Source organism: Georgenia sp. AZ-5 (genome assembly GCF_043952095.1).
Taxonomy (GTDB): Bacteria; Actinomycetota; Actinomycetes; order Actinomycetales; family Actinomycetaceae; genus Georgenia.
On record NZ_JBINOU010000001.1, the window covers coordinates 1529646 to 1550466 of the forward strand.

Consider the following 20821-nt stretch of genomic DNA (forward strand, 5'->3'; position numbering starts at 1 on the left):
GTAACGGCGTAGTAACGCGGCTGCCGGACTCTGGAGGGGGACCGGCGGCGACGGTGTGCCACCGCGGAGCGTTGCCTGCAGAACGCCCGTCGAAGGGTCAGACATGAGAACACCCGACCGCCCGGCCGGCGCAGCGCAGGGCGACTCGGACGCCGGCGCGGCGTCCGAGGGCTCCCGCACCGGCGGGCCGCCGGACTCGAACCGCGGGCGGTCCGGGCCGCCCGGGAGGCGCGCCAGCCCACGACCAGCCGCGGCCGGGCACGCCTGTCCGACCATGAGCTCGGCATCCATCTGACCGGTGCCCGGCTGGACACGCCGCGGCCGCAGCCGGCGGGGTCCATCGTCGTGCTGGTCCCGCGCCGGCTGGGCGCCCGGATGCGGATGTTCCGGCTCATGGACGACGCCCGACGGCGGATCGACCTCGCCGCCTCCCGCGAGGTGGTCCTGCGCGGGGGGCCGCGGGTGAGCGGGTAGGGCGGCGTCGGCGCCGACGTCTCCCGGCAGCTCCGGCGGGCGGGACCACCGGGCCACGGAACGAGAAATCCCCGCCCTGCGGAGCAGGACGGGGACCGTTGTACACCGCCTGGGACTCGAACCCAGAACCCGCTGATTAAGAGTCAGCTGCTCTGCCAATTGAGCTAGCGGTGCTTGACGCGAAATGAGACTTTACCGCACCGCTCGAGGGCCCTCAAAGTCAGCGGGGGCCTCCGGGCGGGTGACATCGGGCACAGCGTCCCAGGCTGCGCGACCGGGGCGTGGGTGACCGGTCGCCGCTGGAAGGTCGGCGGACGGCGGCGACGGAGCCGACACACCGCCGCGCGGCCGCGCCCGCCTCGGCTCCCGTGGGTCAGCGGTCCGCCGGCAGCGCGCACGCGTCCTGCGCCGTCGCGACCACCTGCGGCCGGGCCGGGACGGCGGGCCGTGCGCCGGCCTCCCAGTCCGCGCCGGTGAGGAAGCCGTGCCCGGCAAGCGCCTCCGACTCGGCGTCGCTGAACACTCGCGACCTGGTCAGGAAGCGCACGCCCTCCGGGCCCTCGAGGCTGAAGCCGGCGCCGCGGCCGGGCACCACGTCGAGGATGAGCTGGGTGTGCTTCCACAGCTCGAACTGCGGCCCGGAGATCCACACCGGCACGCCGTCATGGTCCCCGGGTGGCTCCGTGCCGACCTCCCCGACGCCGAGCCGCAGGTCGAGCACGCCGAGCAGCACGTCCCGGTCGCCCACGATGAAGTCACCCTGCGCGTAGCACATGGGGGAGGAGCCGTCGCAGCAGCCGCCCGACTGGTGCATCATCAGCGGCCCGTGCCGCTCGCGCAGTGCGCGCAGCAGCTCGGCGGCGGCGGGCAGGGCCACCACGCGCGGCTCGGTGGGTGGCGTGGCCTGTTCCGGCGAGACCGGGTGGGTGCCCGAGGTCGGTGCGGACATGGCGCCTCCTTCGTGAGCGGGTGATGCCGGGCGGGTGTGCCGGACGTCCTGTCGACGTCCGGCACACCCGACGGCTCGGGCGGGAGCGGCCTAGAAGAAGCCCTGGGCGCCCTCGGCGTAGGAGACCAGGAGGTTCTTCGTCTGCTGGTAGTGCTCGAGCATCATCAGGTGGTTCTCCCGCCCGACGCCCGAGTTCTTGTACCCGCCGAACGCGGCGTGCGCGGGGTACTGGTGGTAGGTGTTCGTCCACACCCGCCCGGCCTGGATGTCGCGGCCGGCCCGGTAGGCGACGGCGCCGTCGCGGGACCACACGCCGGCGCCCAGCCCGTAGAGGGTGTCGTTCGCGATGGCGATCGCGTCGTCGTAGTCCTTGAAGGTCGTCACCGCCAGCACGGGCCCGAAGATCTCCTCCTGGAAGATCCGCATGCCGTTGTGGCCCTTGAACACCGTCGGCTGGATGTAGAACCCGCCGCCGATGCCCTCGACCTCGTCCACGCCGCCCCCGACGAGGATCTCGGCGCCCTCCGCCCTGCCGATGTCGAGGTAGCTGCGGATCTTCTCGAACTGGTCGGAGGAGGCCTGCGCGCCGATCATCGTCCCGGTGTCCAGCGGGTTGCCGCGCTTGATGGCCCTCGTGCGGGCGATGGCCAGGTCGATGAACTCGTCGTAGATGGACTCCTGGATCAGTGCCCGGGAGGGGCAGGTGCACACCTCGCCCTGGTTGAAGGCGAACATCGTGAAGCCCTCGAGGGCCTTGTCGCGGAAGCCGTCGTCGGCGCGCATGACGTCCTCGAAGAAGATGTTCGGGGACTTCCCACCCAGCTCCAGGGTGACCGGGATGAGGTTCTGGGAGGCGTACTGCATGATCAGCCGGCCCGTGGTGGTCTCCCCGGTGAAGGCGATCTTGCGGATGCGGGGGGAGGAGGCGAGCGGCTTGCCGGCCTCCGCGCCGAAGCCGTTGACGACGTTCACGACGCCGTCCGGCAGCAGGTCCCCGATGAGGCTCATCAGGTACAGGATCGACGCCGGCGTCTGCTCCGCCGGCTTCAGCACCACGGCGTTGCCCGCGGCCAGCGCCGGGGCGAGCTTCCAGGTGGCCATGAGGATCGGGAAGTTCCACGGGATGATCTGCCCGACCACGCCCAGGGGCTCGTGGAAGTGGTAGGCGACGGTGTCGTCGTCGAGCTGGGAGATGCTGCCCTCCTGGGCGCGGATCGCGCCGGCGAAGTAGCGGAAGTGGTCGACGGCGAGCGGGATGTCGGCGCCGAGCGTCTCGCGCACGGGCTTGCCGTTCTCCCAGGTCTCGGCGACGGCGAGCTTCTCGAGGTTCTCCTCGATGCGGTCGGCTACGAGGTTCAGGACGTGGGCGCGCTCGGCCGCGGAGGTCCGGCCCCAGGCGGGCGCCGCGGCGTGGGCGGCGTCCAGCGCCAGCTCGATGTCCTCGGCGGTGCCGCGTGCCACCTCGCAGAAGACCTCGCCGGTGACCGGCGTCGGGTTGCCGAAGTACTGGCCCTTGACGGGCGGCACCCACTTGCCGCCGATGTAGTTGTCGTAGCGCGCCTCGTAGCTCATGACCGCGCCCTCGGTGCCGGGCGCGGCGTAGGTGGTGCCGGTCGGCTCGTCGGCGATGGTGGTGCTCTCGGCCTGCAGCGTCATGCCATGCGTCCCCTCTGTCGGCGGCTCGTCGTCGAGCCTGCTCGCGCCCTCGTGGGGCGCCGGCTCGTCGTTGAGCCGGCCCGCCCGACCATAGGCGAGTTTCCGCCGTCCGAATAGGGCTTCTTCGTGGGGCATGCGAGACGGCCCCGGGCGTGCCCGGGGCCGTCTCGCGGCCGGCGTCGGTGGCCGCCGACGCGGCGGGGCGTCAGCGGTGCAGGACCCGCCGGGCCAGACCGTTGCCGAGGAACTGCACCACCTGCACCAGCGCCACGATGACGAGCACCGTGATCCAGGTGACGCCCCAGTCGAAGCGCTGGTAGCCCTGGGTCAGCGCGAAGTCGCCGAGCCCGCCGCCGCCGATGATGCCCGCGAGGGCCGACATGTCGACAACGGCGACGAAGATGAAGGTGTAGCCCAGGATCAGCGGCCCGAGTGCCTCGGGGATGACGACCGTGGAGATGATCCGCATCGGCGAGGCGCCCATGGAGCGGGCCGCCTCGATCATGCCGGGATCGAGCGCCACGAGGTTCTGCTCCACGATCCGGGACGTGGCGAAGGCGCACATGATCGACGCGGGCACGATGAACGCCTGGGTGCCGATGCGTGAGCCGGTGAGGAGGATGGTCAGCGGGCCGACCGCCGTCAGGAAGATGACGAACGGGATCGGCCGGATGAAGTTGACGAGAACGTTGAGCAGCGTGAAGACGGTGTTGTTCTCGAACAGCCCGCCGCTGCGGGTGGTGTACAGCGCGAGGCCCATCACGAGGCCGGCGATCCCGCCCAGCACCATCGCGATGGCGACGATGTAGATGGTCTCGCCGAAGGACTCGAGGAAGAGCGGCCAGTTGTCGGCCCAGTCGAACTTCATCGCTGCTCCTTGCTCTCGTGCGCCGTGGCGGCGGGGGCGCCGCCGGTCAGCTCGGGGTACTCCTGGACGGTGGTGAACGACCGCAGGTCGGCCAGCGCGGCACGGATGGCGCCGCCGTCACCGGTCAGGGCGAGGGTGAGCGAGCCGAAGGGGCGCACCCCGATCTCCGTGATGCCGCCGTAGACGATCGCGCCCTGTACGCCGTGCTCGGCGAGGCTGTTCATCAGCCGCGCGCTGGAGCCGGTGTCCTCCTGGATCCCGACGGTCACCAGCGTGCCGGGATGGGTCCCGGCGAGCCGCTCGAGCACCTCGCGGCTGGGCCGGTCGCGAAGCGAGGTCCCGACGAACCGGCGGGTGACCTCCCGCCGGGGGCGGGAGAAGACGTCGTAGACCGTGCCGAGCTCGACCACCTTGCCGTCCTCCATGACGGCGACCCGCTCGCACATGTACTTCACGACGTCCATCTCGTGCGTGATCACCACGATCGTGATCCCGAGCTCGGCGTTGACCCGGCGCAGCAGCGCGAGCACGTCCCGGGTGGTCTCCGGGTCCAGGGCGGAGGTGGCCTCGTCGGCGAGCAGGATCTTGGGCTGGCGGGCCAGCGCGCGGGCGATGCCGACACGCTGCTTCTGGCCGCCGGACAGCTGGGGCGGGCGCGCGCCGGCCTTGTCCGCCAGGCCGACGAAGTCCAGAAGCTCGGCGACGCGCGCGTCGCGGCGGGCCTTTTCCCAGCCGGCCACCCGCAGCGGGTACGCCACGTTCTCCGCGACCGTCTTGGAGGGAAAGAGGTTGAACTGCTGGAAGATCATCCCGATGTCGGCCCGCACGCCGCGGAGCTGCTTCTCGCCGAGGGCGGAGACCTCGGCGCCGTCCACCACCAGGCGGCCGGACGTGACGGACTCCAGGCCGTTGATCAGCCGCACCAGCGTGGACTTGCCCGCGCCCGAGTAGCCGATGACGCCGAAGATCTCTCCCTTGTCGATGGTCAGGGTGACGTCGTCGACGGCGTGCACGGCCCGTGGGCCGTCACCGAAGGTCTTGTGCACGCCTTCGAAACGGATGATCTCGCTCATGAGGATTGATTTTCCCGGTTCTTGTCGAGCACGCGACGGGGCCGGCGGTGCTTGTCCACCGCCGGCCCCGTCGCCGCTGTCACTGGTTGAGGCTTGCCTCGACCTCGGCGAGGATCTGCTGCAGCTCCTCGGGCGACTGGTCGGCGATGGACGCCGTGCCGCCCGAGCTCTCCTGGAGCGCCTCGACGACCTCCGGGGACTTGTGGATCTCGACGAGGCGCTGGTACGTCTCGTTCTCCGCGTCCTCCGCCCGGGCCACCCAGACGTTGATGTACGGGCGGGCGCCCTCGCTCGCGGCGTTGTCGGCGAAGATGGCCTCCTGGGGGTTCAGGCCGGCGTCGTCGACGAAGTCGTTGTTGACCACCGAGGCGTCGACCGAGTCCAGCGCGACGACGGTCTGGTTGGCCTCCACCGGCGTGACGGTCACCTTGGAGCTCGCCTCGTCGACGTCCGTGGGGTCGGGCACGAGCGGGGCGTCGTCGTTGAGGGCGATCAGACCCGCCTCCTCGAGCACGTACAGCGCGCGGCCCTGGTTCGTCACGTCGTTGGGGATGGCGACCTCGCCGCCCTCGGGGATCTCCTCCACGCTGCCGTGCTTGAGGGAGTACAGCCCGAGCGGGTACACGGCGGTGGCGCCGATGGGGGTGAGGTCCTGGTCGTCCGCCTGGTTGTACTGCGCCAGGTAGAGCAGGTGCTGGAACTGGTTCAGGTCGAGGTCGCCGTCGGCCAGGGCCGGATTCGGCTGGTTGTAGTCGGAGAAGTTCTCGATCTCGACGAAGATGCCCTCCTCCTCGGCGAGGTCCTGGAAGATCTCCCACTGGGGGTCGGAGGCGCCCACCACGCCGATGCGCACCGGGTTGTCCTCGGTGCCCTTCTCGGCGCCGCCGGCCGCGCCGCCGGACTCTTCGGTACCGCCGCCGCAGGCGGCGAGGGTCAGGGCGAGGGCGGCGGAGGCGGCGATGGCCGCTCCGCGGCGCAGTCGGTTGGTCATCATGGTCCTTCTGTCATGTCCGGCCCCGGCGCCCGCAGGGCAGGGGCGCCGGCCTCCGGCTTCTTGTGGGCGGCGCTGGCCGCTGCACCAAGGGTTCGCGCCGCCGGCGGCAGGCGCGACCCGGGATGGGACGGATCTCACGATGCGAGAGGGTGGGCTTGACAAAGTGACAGAGGTCACTTCGCCGGGTAGTTGGGACCCGGCGCGGATCGGGGGCGCATTCGCGCACCGGAGCGGGCGGGCGCGGGCACCATGGGCGCATGACGGCGGACGGCCCGGGGCGTCTGGAGCTCACCTTCCTCACGTTCGTCCCGTACGAGGAGCCCGGCCACGCGGCCCGGTCTCTGCGGGAGGCGCTCGAGCTGTTCGCGTTCGCCGAGGGGCTCCGCTACGACGTCGGCTGGGTGCGCGTGCGCCACCTGGAGCGGTTCCTGTCCTCGCCGTTGACGTTTCTCGCCGCCGCCGCGGGGGTGACGAGCCGGATGCGGCTCGGCACAGCCGTGCTGCCGATGCGTTACATGGACCCGGTGCTGCTGGCCGAGGACGCGGCGACGGTGGACCTCCTCTCCGGCGGGCGCCTGGAGCTTGGCCTGGCCGGCGGCATCGCGCCGATGGCGCCCGTGCTCGACCGGGTGTTCGGACGGGCCGAGCGCGGCTTCGGCGAGGAGGCCTGGCACCGCATCGGCCGGCTCCGGGCGGCGCTGCGCGGCGAGCCGGTCGCCGTCCTCGGGAAGGACGGGCCCTACGGGCGGGCGGGCACAAAGCTGACCGTCACCCCGCACGCTCCCGGCCTGGCGGACCGGCTCTGGTACGGGCCGGGCTCGCGGGCCACCGCCGAGCGCACCGGCCGGGAGGGCATGAACCTGCTGGTCTCCACGCTCAACACCGAGGACACCGGCCAGAACTTCGAGGAGGGGCAGCGCCAGCAGATCCTGGCGTACAAGGAGGCCTTCGACGTGCCCGGCCGCCTGCCGCGGGTCAACGCCGGCCGGATCGTGCTGCCCAGCGTCACCACGGCGGACGACGACCGCTTCCGCGACTACGTCGAGTGGTACGCCGGGCGCTTCGACGAGCGCGGCCGGCCCCGGGACGGGTCCATGGGCGTGTTCGGCCGTACCCACCACGGCCGGCCCGAGGAGGTGGTCGCTAGCCTCCGGGCGGACGTCGCGCTCGCGGAGGCCACCGGTCTGGACGTGGTGCTCCCGGCCAACGCCACGCTGGACATGAGCCGCCGGATCCTGGAGAACGTCGCGGCGCACGTCGCGCCAGAGCTGGGCTGGACGCCGGCAGGCTGAGGGGCGCGCGGGCGGTTCGTGCCCGACGCCGGCCCGGTGGCGGTGCGCCAGGGCCCGGCCGGCGGTGCCCACGGCCCCGCCGCAACGGTCGTGCCGCGCGCCTCACGGTAGGTTGGCAACGTGTCGAAGCCGATCGTGACCCTAGCCACCTCCGCCGCGCTGCCCAACCTCGCCGAGGACGACGCTCCGCTGCCCGACGCCCTCGCGGAGCGCGGCATCGAGCCCCGCATCGCCGTGTGGGACGACCCCGACGTCGACTGGAGCGAGGCCGGGCTCGTCGTCCTGCGCTCCGTGCACGACTACGCCGGCCGGCGCGAGGACTTCCTGCGGTGGGCCGAGTCGGTGCCCAAGCTGGTCAACCACGCCGACGTGGTGCGGTGGAACACCGACAAGCACTACCTCATCGAGCTGGCCAACCGCGGCATGCCGACCATCCCCACGATCTGGCTCGAGCCGGAGCGCAACTACAACAAGCACCAGCTGCACACGCGGTTCCCGGCGAGCGGGGACTTCGTCGTCAAGCCCGCCGTCTCCTCCGGCGGGCAGGAGGCGGGCCGGTACACCTCGGTGGACGGCATCTCCCGCCGTGACGCCATCAACCACGCGATGGACCTGCTCCAGCACGGCCGCAGCGTGATGGTGCAGCGGTACATGGAGTCCGTGGACACGCGCGGCGAGACCGCCCTGATCTACATGAACGGCCTGGTCTCTCACGCCGTCGAGAAGGAGGCCATGCTGCACGGCGGCTACCACCCCGGCCAGACGGCGCCGGCGGAGGTCACCCACGCGCGGCAGGCCAACCCGGCCGAGTGGCAGATCGGCGAGCAGGCCCGGCAGGCCATCCACTCCTACATCAAGGACCGCCTGGGCCGTGACGAGCAGCTGACCTTCTGCCGCATCGACGTCGTCGAGGGCCCGAACGGGTCGATGAGCGTCATGGAGGTCTCCCTGGTGGACGCCTCCCTGTACCTGTCGACGACGCCCGGTGCGGTGGACAACTTCGCCGACGCCATCTCGGTGCGCGCCTTCTGGTGACCCAGGGGCCGCGGGGCCGCGCCGCGCGGCCGCGCTGGTGCACGACCGCTGACGCGGCAGCTGTGGGTCTCGCCGGGTTCCGTCAGGCGCTGCCCTGACCGGCCCTGGATGAACCGGGCCAGTGCCGTCGTGCGATCGCGGTGACGGCCGAGGCGGGTTCCCGTGCGCGTCGGCGCATGGCGTCGGTGCGTGTGCGGCACGATCAGGGCGAGCGAAGGAGGCGGCATGCGCACCAGCGACCGCGGCGGCACCCGGGGAGACTCAGCGACACGGGTGGTGCTCGACCCCCGCAACATCTGGCGGATCGGTCTGGTCGTCATCGGCCTCATCGTGCTGGTCATCGTCGTCCGGTTCGTGCTCAGCCAGGGCAGCTCGCTGCTCTTCAGCATCGTCATGGCGTGGTTCGCGTCGCTCGCGATGGAGCCGGCGGTGAGCCGGCTGGCCCGCCGGATGCCGCGCGGCGCTGCGACCGGGCTCGTGATGCTCGGAGTCGCCCTCTTCCTCGGGCTCTTCTTCGCGCTGTTCGGCCGGCTGGTCGCCGACCAGGTCGCCAACCTGGTGGAGGCGGTGCCTCAGCTTGCCCAGGACGGCCTCGACTGGGTCAACGGGCGGTTCGGCACCGACTACACCGTCGACGACCTCCTGGAGAACCTCAACCTGACGTCGGAGCGCGCGGCCAGCGCTGCCGGTCAGCTGGCGGGTGGGCTGCTCGCCGTGCTCGGCTCACTCGCCGGCGCGGTGGCGAGCTTCTTCGTGTTCGCGCTGTTCCTCTTCTACCTCTCCGCCGACGGACCGAGGCTGCGCCGGTGGATCGCCTCCCTCTTTCCGCGCCGGATCCAGGAGAAGACGGTGGTGGTCTGGGACACCACGGCGGAGAAGACGGGGCGGTACGTCAGCGCGCGGCTGGTCCTTGCCGCGGTGAACGCCACGGCGAGCGGCGTCGTCTTCCTCATCATCGGACTGCCGTCCTGGCTCGCCCTGGCGCTGTGGACGGGGCTCGTGGCCCAGTTCGTCCCCGCGATCGGCACCTACATCGCGATCGTGCTTCCCGTGCTCGTCGGGCTGCTGAGCCCCAACCCGTGGCTGGGCGTGATGGTCCTCGCGTGGGGCATCCTGTACCAGCAGGTGGAGAACCTCACCATCGAGCCGCGCATCAGCGCCCGCGCGGTCAACGTCCATCCGGCGGTGAGCTTCGCGTCCGTGATCCTGGGCACCGCGATGTTCGGCGTCGCGGGCGCGCTCCTCGCGATCCCGGTCGTCGCGATGCTGCTGACGCTGCTCGACCTGTACCGCACACGCTACGAGCTGCTGCCCGAGCTGCACGAGGAATCGGACGCGAGCGAGGACGTCGGGGGCGACGCGTAGAGGAGGCACCGCGGACCCGGCCGGGCGCGTTCGCGACTCCCAGGACACCCGAACGAAAGATCGGCGTGGTCCTGCGGATTCCCGCAAGACCACGCCGATCTGTATCAGGGTGAGTAACGGGGCTTGAACCCGCGACCTCCTGGACCACAACCAGGCGCTCTACCGACTGAGCTATACCCACCATCGCTGCCGGCGGACCATCCCGCGGCAGTGGTCAAGCATACCGGATCCGAGCCGTGCCCCTCACGCGTCGACGGGTGGTCTGGGTCACGCAACCCAGCGTGCGGGGTCACGCCTCGCCGGCCGTACCCGCCGCGGTGGTGCCGGCCGTGCGCTGCGCGAACTTGGCGATGGCCAGCGCGGTGGAGCTGGCGGTGACCTCTGCCGCGGCCTTCTTGGCGACGGCGCTGTCGGGGCCGTCACCGGCGGGGAAGAGGGCCGCGCGGTAGTAGCGCAGCTCGTCGATGGACTCCAGGATGTCCGCCAGCGCGCGGTGGCCGCCGTTCTTCTCCGGGGACTGGAAGTAGGCGCGCGGGTACCAGCGGCGGGCGAGCTCCTTGATGGAGGAGACGTCGATGATCCGGTAGTGCAGGTGGTCGACCAGCTCGGGCATGTCCCGGGCGAGGAAGGTGCGGTCGGTGCCCACCGAGTTGCCGGCCAGCGGTGCCTTGCGACGCTCGGGGACCCACCGGCGCACGTACTCCAGGACCCGCTGCTGGGCGTCCTCCATCGACAGCCCGTCGGCGAGCTCCTCGAGCAGGCCCGAGGCGGTGTGCATGGTCCGCACCACCTCCTCCATCCCGTCGACGGTGCCGGGGCGCGGCGCGATGACCAGGTCGATGCCGGCGTCGAGCGGACGCAGCTCCGAGTCGGTGACGACGACGGCGACCTCGATGAGGGAGTCCTTGTCGAGGTCCAGCCCGGTCATCTCGCAGTCGATCCAGACGATGGGGTCCTGCGGTGCACTGTTACGGCTCACCACGCCAGGGTAGTCGCGGGCGGCCGGCGGCCTCCCGTCACCGTGCTTTCGCTCCGACCAGCTGGCACCGCAAGAAGCAAGAGGCGTGCCGAGCCACAACGGAGTACCCACCGTCGACATGCAGCCGCGACAGTTCACGCGAATAGCGCCCCCGGCAGGACTCGAACCTGCAACCTACGGATTAGAAGGCCGTTGCTCTATCCATTGAGCTACGAGGGCACGACCATCCAGAGTAGCGGCACCGCCTGGACGCCCGCGGACTCCTGGTCCGGTCGGCAGGCCAGGAGGTGGCCCCGAGCCCGTGTGATGCCGCAATCGGGTCCCTGCTCGGCGCGCTTAGCCCGTCACACCCGGAAAGTCACCGACAATGGCCGGGTGACCGCGCAGTCCTCAGACCTCATCACCGGGAGCGACGACGGCCCGGTCCGGTACGGACAGGACGCCGCAGCGGCAACGGCCGGACCGCACGACCCACTCGCCCCGGTCCCCGACGGGGTCCCCGTGGAGGGCACGCCGGTGCGCGCGCCCACCATCGCCGAGCGCAGGGGATCGCCGGCGCTCGTCGCCGGCGACGGCACATCGTCCGCCGCGACGCCGGCAGAGCCGAAGTCCGAGCAGCAGCCCGAGCCACTTCCGCGCGAGGCAGTGCTGACGGACCTGCTGAAGGAGGTGGAGGCCGCCCAATTCCCGCTGGACCTCCCCGGCGCGGCGGGTCTGCGTGAGGCGCGCGAGCAGGTGCTCACCCAGATCGGCACGCGGCTGCTGCCGCGGTTGCGCCAGCCGACCGCGCCGGCCGTCGTCGTCCTGGGCGGGTCCAGCGGCGCCGGTAAGTCCACACTGCTGAACTCGATCGTCGGGGCCCCGGTCAGCGCCGCCGGGGTGCTGCGCCCCACCACCCGCCGGCCCGTCCTCGCCGCCCACCCCGGCGACGCCCTGGAGGGTCACCCGCTCGCCGAGGTGGCCGACGTCGTCACCGACGACGGCGTGCCGGCCGGCCTGGCCGTCCTCGACGCGCCGGACCTGGACTCCGTCCACGCCCCCAACCGGGCGCTCGCGGCCCAGCTGCTCGAGGCCGCCGACCTGTGGGTCTTCGTCACCACCGCCGCGCGCTACGGCGACGCCCTGCCCTGGCGCACCCTCACCGACGCGCAGGACCGCGGCATCACCACCGCCGTCGTCCTCAACCGGGTGCCGCCGCGGGTGCTGGGCCAGGTGCGCGGCGACCTGCTGCGCCGGATGGACGCCCTCGGGCTCGGCTCGGCGCCGCTGTTCGTGATCCCCGACGTCGGCCCGCACGACGGACCCCTCGACGCCGGCACGGTCGCCGAGCTCGACGCGTGGCTGCGCCTGGTGGCCCGCCGCCAGCAGTCCGCCGGCGTGGTGCGGCGCACCACCCGCGGGCTGTGGACCGGGCTGCGCGAGCAGCTCTTCGCCCTCGCCGACGGCGCCGACGAGCAGGTGGCCGCCGCGGCCGAGCTGCGCACGGCGGCCGAGCGAGCCCTCGAGGAGCCGGTGCGCGAGCTGCTCGCCGCCCTCGGGAGCGGGCGCGCCGCCGAGGGCGCGCCGACCGCGCGCTGGCTCAGCCTGGCCTCCGCCGGCGGCCCCCTCGCGCCGCTGGCCGGCGGCCGGGCCCGCAGGGGCTGGCGCGGCCGCGCGCTGGCCGCCCGTGGCGCCGCCGCGGGCGAGCTGGGGGAGGAGGTCGCCGCCGCCTTGCGGATCCTCCTCGTGGACGGTGTCCGCGATGCCGCCGCCGCGGTGCGCGAGGCGTGGGAGGGGGCCGGCCCGGCCGGCCGGACGCTCCTCCGGGACCTGGACGACCGACGCGGCGCCGCGGGGGCCACCGGCGCCGCGCACGGACCGGCGGAGCCGGCCGACGCGGCCCGACGGTCCGCCGACGCCACCGTCGCCGCGTGGCAGGACCGGGTCCTGGCCGACGTCACCCCGTTCGCGCCCGCCGTCACCGGGGCGCTCGACGCCGAGGGCCTCGCCGCCCTCGTCCAGGCGGGCGCCGTCGGGGTCTCCGGTGCTGCCCGAGCCGTCCAGGCAGTGCTCGGCAAGGCCGCCTCGGCGCTCGTACGCGCCGCCGCTGACGATCTGCTTGCCAGGGCCGAGGAGGCGGCCCGCGCCGCCGCGCGGCCCTACGCGGAGATGCTGGACCGCGCCGACGCCGCCCCGGGCACCGGGCTGCGGCTCCGCGCTACCGAGCTGAGGGAGCTCGCATGACCACCACGCCCACCGCCGTCACCGCAGCGCCGGCTCCCGCCCCACCAGCGCCAGAGCCCGACGCCGCCGGGCTCGCCGCTCGCGAGGCGGCGATCGCCGACGCCCTCGACGCCGCCGGCGACCAGGTCGACCCCTTCCTCGCCGCCCGCGCCCGGGAGGACCTGGCCGCCGTACGCTCCCGCCTGGCCCTGGGCGCCGACCGCACCGTCGTGGCCCTTGTCGGCGGCACCGGCTCGGGGAAGTCCTCGCTCTTCAACGCCATCTCCGGGCTGATCTTCGCCGACGTCGGCGCCCTGCGGCCCACCACCGACGAGGCGGCGGCGTGCGTGTGGGGCGTCGACGCCGAGGCGCTGCTGGACTTCCTGCACGTGGCGCCCACCCGGCGCATCCAGCGCGAGTCCGTGCTCGACGGCGACCACGAGCGGGCGCTGCACGGCATGGTGCTGCTCGACCTGCCCGACCACGACTCGATCGCCCTCGACCACGCCGAGCAGGTGGACCGGCTGCTGCCGCTGGTCGACGTGCTGGTGTGGGTGGTCGACCCGCAGAAGTACGCGGACAACGTGCTGCACGAGCGGTACCTGCGTGCGCTGCGTGGCCGGCAGGAGAGCATGCTCGTGCTCGTCAACCAGGCGGACACCATCCCCACCGGCGCGGTGGACCAGGTCCGCGAGGACGTCAGCGTGCTGCTCGCAGCCGACGGGCTGCACCGGGTGGAGGTGCTGGCCACCTCGGCGCTCGAGCACACCGGCATCGACGCGGTCCGCGACCGGCTCGCCCGCGCCGTAGCCCGGCCCTCGATGGTCGCGCGCACCGCATCCGCGGAGATGGACGCCGTCCGCGGCCGCCTGGCGCCCGCGGTGGCGGCGGCCGAGCCCGCGCTGCCGCCCGCGACGGAGCCCGCCGCCGAGCTGGCGCGGGCGGCTGGCGCGGAGGCGGTCGCCGCCTCGATCCGCACCGCCGTCGCCCGCACCGCTCCGGCGGCCCTGGCCGCGCCGGAGGCGCCCGCGCCGGCGACCGTGGCCGCCGTGCGCGACGGGTGGCTGGCCCGGGCGACGGCGGGCCTGCCCCCGCGCTGGGCCCGGGCCGTGGAGGCCGCGGTCGCCCCGCCCGAGCAGCTCGGCGAGGCCACCGCCGCCGCGGTGCGGGCCGTGGAGCTGCCCTCCCAGCGCAGCGCGCGGGCGCTGCGCTGGACGCTCGGCGCGGCCGCCCTGGCGCTCCTCGCCGTCGTCTACGTAGTGCTCGGGCTGGGGCAGGGCATGAGCCCCGCGGCCGTGGTGGTGCCAGCCCTGGCCGGCGCCGCGGCGGCCGGGGCGCTGCTCGGCGGAGCACGGTCGGCGCGCGCCCAGGACGCCGAGGCTGCCGCCCGACGCTACGCCGAGGAGGCCGCGGCCCGCACGGCCGAGGTGGCGGAGGAGTGCCTCGTCCGCCCGGCGGCGGCCGTCCTGGCCCGGCACCGCCTGCTCCGCGAGGCCGTGCGGGGATAGCCGCTCGCGCGCCCCGCGGCGTTGCTCACGCGCCTCGCGGCGTCCGCGCGCCGCGTCCCGCTTGCTCCGATCGGTCGTCCACATCTGCCGTCGGCTGCCACCGGATGCACAGCGCTCCGTCGGCGACGCCCGTCGCCGTGGCCGCCTGTAGGCATCGTGGCGCCCGTGGCCGGCGCTGGGCCGGCCGGGAGCGAGGAGCCAAGATGAGCGACAGGAACGAGATCACCGTGCGCGGCCGCCTGGGCGGCGACCCCGTCCGGCGCGTCGGGGCCAACGGGAGGAGCTGGGTCACCTTCCGGCTCGGCTCCACGCCGCGCTACCGGGACGCGGTGACGGGGGAGTTCAAGGACGACCGCTCCGAGTGGTTCACGGTCAAGGCCTGGGGCGAGCTGGCGGAGAACGTCGGCCTCTCCCTCCGCAAGGGCAACCCGGTGATCGTGCGCGGCAAGGTCTTCGTGGACACCTGGGCTGGTGAGAACGGCGAGCGGTGGGACCACGTGATCCACGCCGACGTCGTCGCGCTCGAGCTGAGCAGGGGCACGGCGACGTACGTCAGGACCGTCCGGGAGGCCGCCGCCGAACCGCAGGCCGCCACGGGTATCGTCACCGGCCCGGACGGGCGCCAGTGGGAGACCGAGGAGGTGCCCGAGGGCGAGGACGCGACGGGCGAGGCGGGTACGGACGAGGAACCGCTCGCCTACGAGATGTCAGCGGCGGGCGACGGCACGGCAGGGTGAGGCCGCGTCACCCGGCGAAGGTGTGAGCATCGGGACGTGGCGGCGTCGGGTGGGGAGACGGGCGCTTGGTGCGCGGGCAGGCAGCAGACGGCCGGGGGAGGGCGGCGCCGGGGTAGCGCATCCCGCCGGCTCACCCGCTCGCCCGTGCCCGGGCGTGGTGTTCGCTACTGACCGGCGGGTACCCGCGACCGGTGGCCTACCCTGGATGCCGAAGAGGTCTGCCCAGCGGCAGGCCGGCCCCGAAGTTGATGCGGAGAGCAGTGGCTGAGTACATCTACTCCATGGTCCGTGCGCGCAAGGCGCACGGCGACAAGGTCATCCTCGACGACGTGACCATGGCGTTCCTGCCGGGCGCCAAGATCGGCATGGTCGGCCCCAACGGCGCGGGGAAGTCCACGATCCTGAGGATCATGGCCGGGCTGGACACCCCGTCCAACGGTGAGGCGCGGCTCTCGCCCGGCTTCAGCGTGGGCATCCTGCAGCAGGAGCCGCCGCTGAACGAGGAGAAGACCGTCCTGGGCAACGTCCAGGAGGGCGTGGCCGACATCCTGGCCAAGGTCGAGCGCTTCAACGAGATCGGCAACCTCATGGCCGAGCCCGACGCCGACTTCGACGCCCTCATGGAGGAGATGGGCAAGCTCCAGACCGAGATCGACGCCGCCAACGCGTGGGACCTCGACGCCCAGCTCGCCCAGGCCATGGACGCGCTGCGCTGCCCGCCGCCGGACGCCGACGTCACGCTGCTCTCCGGCGGTGAGCGCCGCCGCGTCGCGCTGTGCAAGCTCCTGCTCGAGCAGCCCGACCTGCTGCTGCTCGACGAGCCCACGAACCACCTCGACGCCGAGTCCGTGCTCTGGCTCGAGCAGCACCTGTCGAAGTACCCCGGCGCCGTCATCGCCGTCACCCACGACCGGTACTTCCTCGACCACGTCGCCCAGTGGATCGCCGAGGTCGACCGCGGCCGCCTGTACCCCTACGAGGGCAACTACTCCACGTACCTGGAGAAGAAGCAGGACCGCCTGCAGGTCCAGGGCAAGAAGGACGCCAAGCTCGCCAAGCGCCTGAAGGAAGAGCTCGAGTGGGTCCGCTCGAACGCCAAGGGTCGCCAGGCGAAGTCCAAGGCGCGTCTGGCCCGCTACGAGGAGATGGCCGCCGAGGCGGAGCGCACCAGGAAGCTGGACTTCGAGGAGATCCAGATCCCGCCGGGCCCGCGCCTGGGCTCGGTCGTCATCGAGGCCAAGAACCTGCGCAAGGGCTTCGACGACCGGATCCTCATCGACGACCTGTCCTTCTCGCTGCCGCCCAACGGCATCGTCGGCGTCATCGGCCCCAACGGCGTCGGCAAGACGACGCTGTTCAAGACCGTCGTGGGCCTGGAGTCCCTCGACGACGGCGACCTGAAGATCGGCGAGACGGTCAAGCTCTCGTACGTGGACCAGTCCCGCGCCGGCATCGACCCGAAGAAGACCCTGTGGGAGGTCGTCTCCGACGGGCTCGACTTCATCCAGGTCGGCAACGTCGAGATGCCCTCGCGCGCCTACGTCTCCGCGTTCGGGTTCAAGGGCGCCGACCAGCAGAAGCCGGCCGGCGTGCTCTCCGGTGGCGAGCGCAACCGCCTCAACCTTGCGCTCACCCTCAAGCAGGGCGGGAACGTGCTGCTGCTGGACGAGCCCACCAACGACCTCGACGTCGAGACCCTCGGGTCGCTGGAGAATGCGCTGCTGGAGTTCCCCGGCTGCGCCGTCGTCGTCAGCCACGACCGGTGGTTCCTCGACCGGGTCGCCACCCACATCCTGGCGTGGGAGGGCGACGAGGAGAACCCGGCCAAGTGGTACTGGTTCGAGGGCAACTTCGAGTCCTACGAGGCCAACAAGGTCGAGCGGCTCGGCGCCGACGCGGCACGCCCGCACTCGGTGACCTACCGCAAGCTCACCCGCGACTGATCAGACGCGACCGGGCGGCGCCCTGCGGGGCGCCGCCCGGTCGCGTCTGGACCCGCTGCGACAACCGCCCGGGCGAGCGACGGCGACGACGAACGCCGGGGACCGGCGGAGAGGACAGGCATGGCACGGCTGACCATCCCGGTGCACCTGCGCTGGAGCGACGTCGACGGCTACCAGCACGTCAACAACGCGAAGATGTTCACCATCCTCGAGGAGACCCGCATCGCCGCCTTCTGGGCGAGCACGCCGGGCGACGCCCTGATGGAGGGCGCCCGCGCGGGCGGGGACACCGGCGTCGATGACCCGACCGCCGCCGAGGCTGACCGCGACCCCGACGAGGGCGAGACCGGCCCCGTGGCGCCGCCGGCCGCCGCCGCGGCGAACGGGACGCCCGGCACCAAGGTGCTGGCCACCGGCCCCGGCTCGGGCACCAACACCTACATCGCCCGGCAGGAGATCGAGTACCTCGCCCCGCTGCCCTACACCCTCAAGCCGTTGCAGGTGCAGCTGTGGATCTCCCACCTCGGCGGGGCCAGCATCGACATCTGCTACGAGATCCCCGGGCCGGACGGCATCGCTGTGCGTGCCATGACCACCCTGGTCCTCATCGACGAGGCCAGCGGCAAGCCGCGCCGCATGACCGAGCAGGAGCGCGCCACCTGGGCGCCGTACCTGGACGAGCCCGTGCGCTTCCGCCGTCGCCCCCGCGACACCGACGCCTGAGCCTCAGCCGAGCAGGCCGCGCACCGCGTTCTCGACAGCGCCGCGGGTGTCCGGCGGGCTCATATCCTCGGCGGTGCCCACCTTCCTCGCAAGCGCCGGGTCGATGGTCTGCCCGCGCTGGCCGAGGCTGATGACGCGCGCGTCGACGTAGGACGCCCGCGCCACGGCCGGGGTGTTGCCCAGATACGCGGCCACGGACTTCACCGCCGCACGCTCGGCACGCTTGCGGGCGGTGCGGGTGACGGCCTCCGGGGAGCGCCTGGCGAGCTCCAGCGCCGCCAGCACGGTGCCGTGCCAGGTGCGGAAGTCTTTGGCGGAGGCGTCGGCGCCCAGCCGCCGCTTGATGTAGTCGTTGATGTCGCTGCTGGTGACGTCGTGCCAGCCACGGTCGTCCTGGTAGGCGAGCAGGTCCTCGCCGCCGCCGCGCCGCCGGCGCATCATCGTCAGCGGCGCCACCAGCTCGTCGTCGCGCAGCTCGAGGCGACGAGCCTGCCCGGACTTGGCCCGGTAGGCGAAGGTGAGGCGGCCGTCCCGGCCGATGCGCACGTGCTGCTTCCGCAGCGTGGCCAGGCCGTAGCTGCCGTTCTCGTCGGCGTAGGTCTCGCCGCCCACCCGGAAGTAGCCCAGGTCCAGCAGCCGGAAGGCCACCGCCAGCGCCCGCTCCTTCGGCATGCCGGGCCGGCGCAGGTCCATGGTGACCCGGCGGCGGGCGGGGGGCAGGCGCTCGGCCAGCTCCAGGACCCGCTCGTGCTTGGCGGCGTCCCGGGTGGCGCGCCAGGCCGGGTGGTACACGTACTGGCGCCGCCCGGCGTCGTCCGTGCCGACGGCCTGGATGTGCCCGTTCGGGTAGGGGCAGATCCACACGTCCCGCCACGCGGGCGGGATGACGAGCGACTTGCAGCGGGCGACGACCTCCGGGTCCGTCACCCTGGTGCCGTCCGGGGTGAGGAAGTAGAAGCCCTTGCCGGCGCGGCGGCGGCCGTACCCGGGCTTGTCCGGGTGCGACCGCCGCAGTCGTACGCCGACAACCGTCTTCATGGGCTCAGTCTGGGTAGCGAAGCGGGGCGGCGCCACGCGAGATGTCAGGGCCCAACTGCATCACCAGGGAGAGGGAGTAAGGCCACGTATGCGGGCAACCCGGGCAGCCTCACTCCGTTCCGTCCGCTTCACCGATAAGGTGATGTTGACGAAAGGTGGCTGTCCCGTGACTCATTACCGGCTCGAAGACGTCTTCAAGTTGTCCGGCGTCCCTGAGGTGACTTTCGTGGAGCCGGTGGAGTTCTCTCGACTTCTCGTGGCGCTCCGCACGAAAGGGCGCGGCGTCGTCATCGAGGGTCCGTCCGGCATCGGAAAGACGAGTGCGGTGACCAAGGCGCTTGCACGGATTGAGCCGGAATCTGAGCAGGGCGCCCTGCGACTTTCGGCCCGTCGACGCGACGACCGGGAGCTCATTGCGGAGCTTCCGAACATGGATGATGTCGGCGTGGTGGTCATTGATGACTTCCACAGGCTCGAGCCAGAGGTGAGGCTGGGCATCGCGGATCACCTGAAGGTTCTCGCGGACGAAGAGCGCGAGGACACCAAGATCATCGTAATTGGAATCAATCAGGCCGGGGAGTCGCTCCTGTCCTTTGCGCCTGATCTCAGTGGTCGTATTGAAGTTATCAAGTTTGAGGTAAACCCGGACGATTACGTCAAGGAGCTAGTCAAGAAGGGGTGTGAAGCGCTCGACATTGATATTCCCGTTGAGGACGAGATTGTCCAGGCTGCAGACGGCAGCTTCAATATCGCACAGATGCTATGTCATGACGCCTGTCTCACGGGCGGTGTGACAGAGACGGTGCCCTCGCACCGGACAGTTGATGCCTCCTATGAATTGGTTCGTGAGCGTGTGCTCGACCGACTGTCCGGAACCTTCTACAAACGTGCGGAGGTCTTCGCGAAGGGTAAGAAGTTGCGGCGCGAAGGCCGGGCGCCCTACCTGCAAATCCTTCGCTGGCTTTCCCTTAGCGATGAGTGGACAATCGATCTCGATCGTGAGATGTCCAAGCACCCGACCCTTCGCGGAAGTGTTAGTCAGGTTGTGGAGAAGGGGCACCTCAAGAACCTACTGGAAGAGCAGGCAGACTTGCTCGGTGACCTACTGCACTACGATGCAGGGGCCAGGGTTCTAGCAGTTGAGGATCCCAAGTTCTTCTTCTTCATCAAAAATCTGTCGTGGAACCGATTCGCTGAGCGGATCGGGTACTTCGACGTTTCATTTTCTAGTCGTTACGACTTCGCACTCTCGTTCGCGGGCGCGGACCGCGATGTGGCCGAAATGCTATTTGAGGCACTCAGTGAACTTGAGCATGAAGTTTTTTACGACAGGAATGAGCAAGCGCGGATTCTTGCCGAAAATGTAGAGGAATACCTGGCCCCGATATACAAGAGCGAAGCGAGTTTCGTGGTCGCGATTCTTGGTCCCGAGTATCCGTCGCGAATCTGGACCAAGTTCGAGTCTGACCAGTTCAAGAAGCGATTCGGTGAAAAGGCGGTCATTCCGATCTGGTTTGCGGGCCAGACCTACGGGGCTTTTGACATCTCCCGGGATGTCGGCGGGGAGACAATCGACCGGGCGCAGCCGCTCGAACCCCAAGTGGCTGCCATCGCGGAGCGGCTTGCAGCAAAATTGACTGCGCACAGGATCGGGGGAGCGGCCGAAGGCACCTGAGTGCTGGCGGCGTAGGACTCGGCAGCACGGCTCGTAGGTGTCTCCTGCGGTGGCATGGGATGCAGTGCCCGCAGGCGCCTGGCGGCCGTCTACGACCGGTCATGCGGCAGTCGACGGACGTAAGCGTCTCAAACTGCGACTCGAATGCCCTCCACTGTGGTTCCGTCCGTATGCGGACCGTCGACTGACGGCGAGGAGACCGAACAGACCACCCGCCCCTTTAGGGCCGTCTCGAACCGGAGCATGTTGCGGTGCAGGTGACGACGAAGGTGCCAGACGATACCGCGTCTCAACACGGTCCCGATGTCGG

Annotated in this window: 17 protein-coding genes and 3 tRNA genes; 10 read left to right on the top strand and 10 right to left on the bottom strand. The window is 71.6% G+C overall.

Annotation, left to right across the window (positions count from 1 at the left end; all coding sequences use genetic code 11):
• The first annotated feature begins 345 nt into the window (after positions 1–345).
• The gene (locus ACF0H8_RS07310; RefSeq protein WP_395288297.1) at positions 346–474 is read left to right on the top strand and encodes a hypothetical protein; all 129 of its coding nucleotides are present in this window, start codon (positions 346–348) and stop codon (positions 472–474) included.
• Between the two features lie 101 nt (positions 475–575).
• On the opposite strand, the gene ACF0H8_RS07315 is transcribed toward ACF0H8_RS07310, so the two are convergent.
• From ACF0H8_RS07315 to ACF0H8_RS07340, 6 genes are all read right to left on the bottom strand, one after another.
• Positions 576–648, bottom strand: a tRNA-Lys gene (locus ACF0H8_RS07315).
• A 199-nt stretch (positions 649–847) separates the two neighbouring features.
• Positions 848–1423 carry a DUF779 domain-containing protein gene (locus tag ACF0H8_RS07320; RefSeq protein WP_395288298.1) on the bottom strand — a complete coding sequence of 192 codons (576 nt, stop codon included), beginning with the start codon at positions 1421–1423 and terminating at the stop codon, positions 848–850.
• 90 nt (positions 1424–1513) lie between these two features.
• Positions 1514–3079: an aldehyde dehydrogenase family protein gene (locus tag ACF0H8_RS07325; RefSeq protein WP_395288299.1), complete on the bottom strand. Its 1566-nt coding sequence runs from the start codon at positions 3077–3079 to the stop codon at positions 1514–1516.
• 205 nt (positions 3080–3284) lie between these two features.
• A complete protein-coding gene (locus ACF0H8_RS07330) occupies positions 3285–3947 on the bottom strand; it encodes a methionine ABC transporter permease (RefSeq protein WP_395288300.1) in 663 nt (220 codons plus the stop codon).
• Positions 3944–5020: a methionine ABC transporter ATP-binding protein gene (locus tag ACF0H8_RS07335; RefSeq protein ID WP_395288301.1), complete on the bottom strand. Its 1077-nt coding sequence runs from the start codon at positions 5018–5020 to the stop codon at positions 3944–3946. The genes ACF0H8_RS07330 and ACF0H8_RS07335 overlap by 4 nt, the downstream gene beginning before the upstream one ends.
• Positions 5021–5099: 79 nt before the next feature.
• Positions 5100–6014 (bottom strand): MetQ/NlpA family ABC transporter substrate-binding protein, encoded by a 915-nt coding sequence (locus ACF0H8_RS07340; protein WP_395288302.1) that lies wholly within the window; start codon positions 6012–6014, stop codon positions 5100–5102.
• Between the two features lie 257 nt (positions 6015–6271).
• On the opposite strand from ACF0H8_RS07340, the gene ACF0H8_RS07345 reads away from it, so the two are divergent.
• The 3 genes from ACF0H8_RS07345 (at position 6272) to ACF0H8_RS07355 (ending at position 9706) form a co-directional block, all read left to right on the top strand.
• Positions 6272–7306 (top strand): LLM class flavin-dependent oxidoreductase, encoded by a 1035-nt coding sequence (locus ACF0H8_RS07345; protein WP_395288303.1) that lies wholly within the window; start codon positions 6272–6274, stop codon positions 7304–7306.
• Positions 7307–7426: 120 nt separating this feature from the next.
• Positions 7427–8341 (top strand): RimK family alpha-L-glutamate ligase, encoded by a 915-nt coding sequence (locus tag ACF0H8_RS07350; protein WP_395288304.1) that lies wholly within the window; start codon positions 7427–7429, stop codon positions 8339–8341.
• A gap of 225 nt (positions 8342–8566) precedes the next feature.
• Positions 8567–9706 (top strand): AI-2E family transporter, encoded by a 1140-nt coding sequence (locus tag ACF0H8_RS07355; protein WP_395288305.1) that lies wholly within the window; start codon positions 8567–8569, stop codon positions 9704–9706.
• A 108-nt stretch (positions 9707–9814) separates the two neighbouring features.
• On the opposite strand, the gene ACF0H8_RS07360 is transcribed toward ACF0H8_RS07355, so the two are convergent.
• The 3 genes from ACF0H8_RS07360 to ACF0H8_RS07370 all read right to left on the bottom strand — a co-directional run bounded on the left by ACF0H8_RS07360 (position 9815) and on the right by ACF0H8_RS07370 (position 10904).
• Positions 9815–9887, bottom strand: a tRNA-His gene (locus ACF0H8_RS07360).
• 108 nt (positions 9888–9995) lie between these two features.
• On the bottom strand, positions 9996–10634 hold the full coding sequence (gene orn, locus ACF0H8_RS07365; protein WP_395290833.1) for an oligoribonuclease: 639 nt from the start codon (positions 10632–10634) through the stop codon (positions 9996–9998).
• Between the two features lie 197 nt (positions 10635–10831).
• A tRNA-Arg gene (locus tag ACF0H8_RS07370) sits at positions 10832–10904 on the bottom strand.
• Between the two features lie 156 nt (positions 10905–11060).
• Between ACF0H8_RS07370 and ACF0H8_RS07375 the strand changes: the two genes are divergently transcribed.
• From ACF0H8_RS07375 to ACF0H8_RS07395, 5 genes are all read left to right on the top strand, one after another.
• Positions 11061–12908 (top strand): hypothetical protein, encoded by a 1848-nt coding sequence (locus ACF0H8_RS07375; RefSeq protein WP_395288306.1) that lies wholly within the window; start codon positions 11061–11063, stop codon positions 12906–12908.
• The gene (locus tag ACF0H8_RS07380) at positions 12905–14395 is read left to right on the top strand and encodes a GTPase (RefSeq protein WP_395288307.1); all 1491 of its coding nucleotides are present in this window, start codon (positions 12905–12907) and stop codon (positions 14393–14395) included. Before ACF0H8_RS07375 ends, ACF0H8_RS07380 begins: the two co-directional genes overlap by 4 nt.
• A gap of 203 nt (positions 14396–14598) precedes the next feature.
• Positions 14599–15132 (top strand): single-stranded DNA-binding protein, encoded by a 534-nt coding sequence (locus tag ACF0H8_RS07385; RefSeq protein ID WP_395288308.1) that lies wholly within the window; start codon positions 14599–14601, stop codon positions 15130–15132.
• A 260-nt stretch (positions 15133–15392) separates the two neighbouring features.
• Entirely contained in the window at positions 15393–17075 is a 1683-nt protein-coding gene (gene ettA / locus ACF0H8_RS07390; protein ID WP_395288309.1) for an energy-dependent translational throttle protein EttA, read from the top strand.
• Positions 17076–17195: 120 nt separating this feature from the next.
• Entirely contained in the window at positions 17196–17798 is a 603-nt protein-coding gene (locus tag ACF0H8_RS07395) for an acyl-CoA thioesterase (protein WP_395288310.1), read from the top strand.
• A gap of 3 nt (positions 17799–17801) precedes the next feature.
• On the opposite strand, the gene ACF0H8_RS07400 is transcribed toward ACF0H8_RS07395, so the two are convergent.
• Positions 17802–18836, bottom strand: coding sequence for a DNA topoisomerase IB (locus ACF0H8_RS07400; RefSeq protein WP_395288311.1), 1035 nt, complete (start codon positions 18834–18836; stop codon positions 17802–17804).
• Positions 18837–19002: 166 nt separating this feature from the next.
• Between ACF0H8_RS07400 and ACF0H8_RS07405 the strand changes: the two genes are divergently transcribed.
• Positions 19003–20511: a TIR domain-containing protein gene (locus tag ACF0H8_RS07405; protein ID WP_395288312.1), complete on the top strand. Its 1509-nt coding sequence runs from the start codon at positions 19003–19005 to the stop codon at positions 20509–20511.
• The last annotated feature ends 310 nt before the right edge of the window (positions 20512–20821 follow it).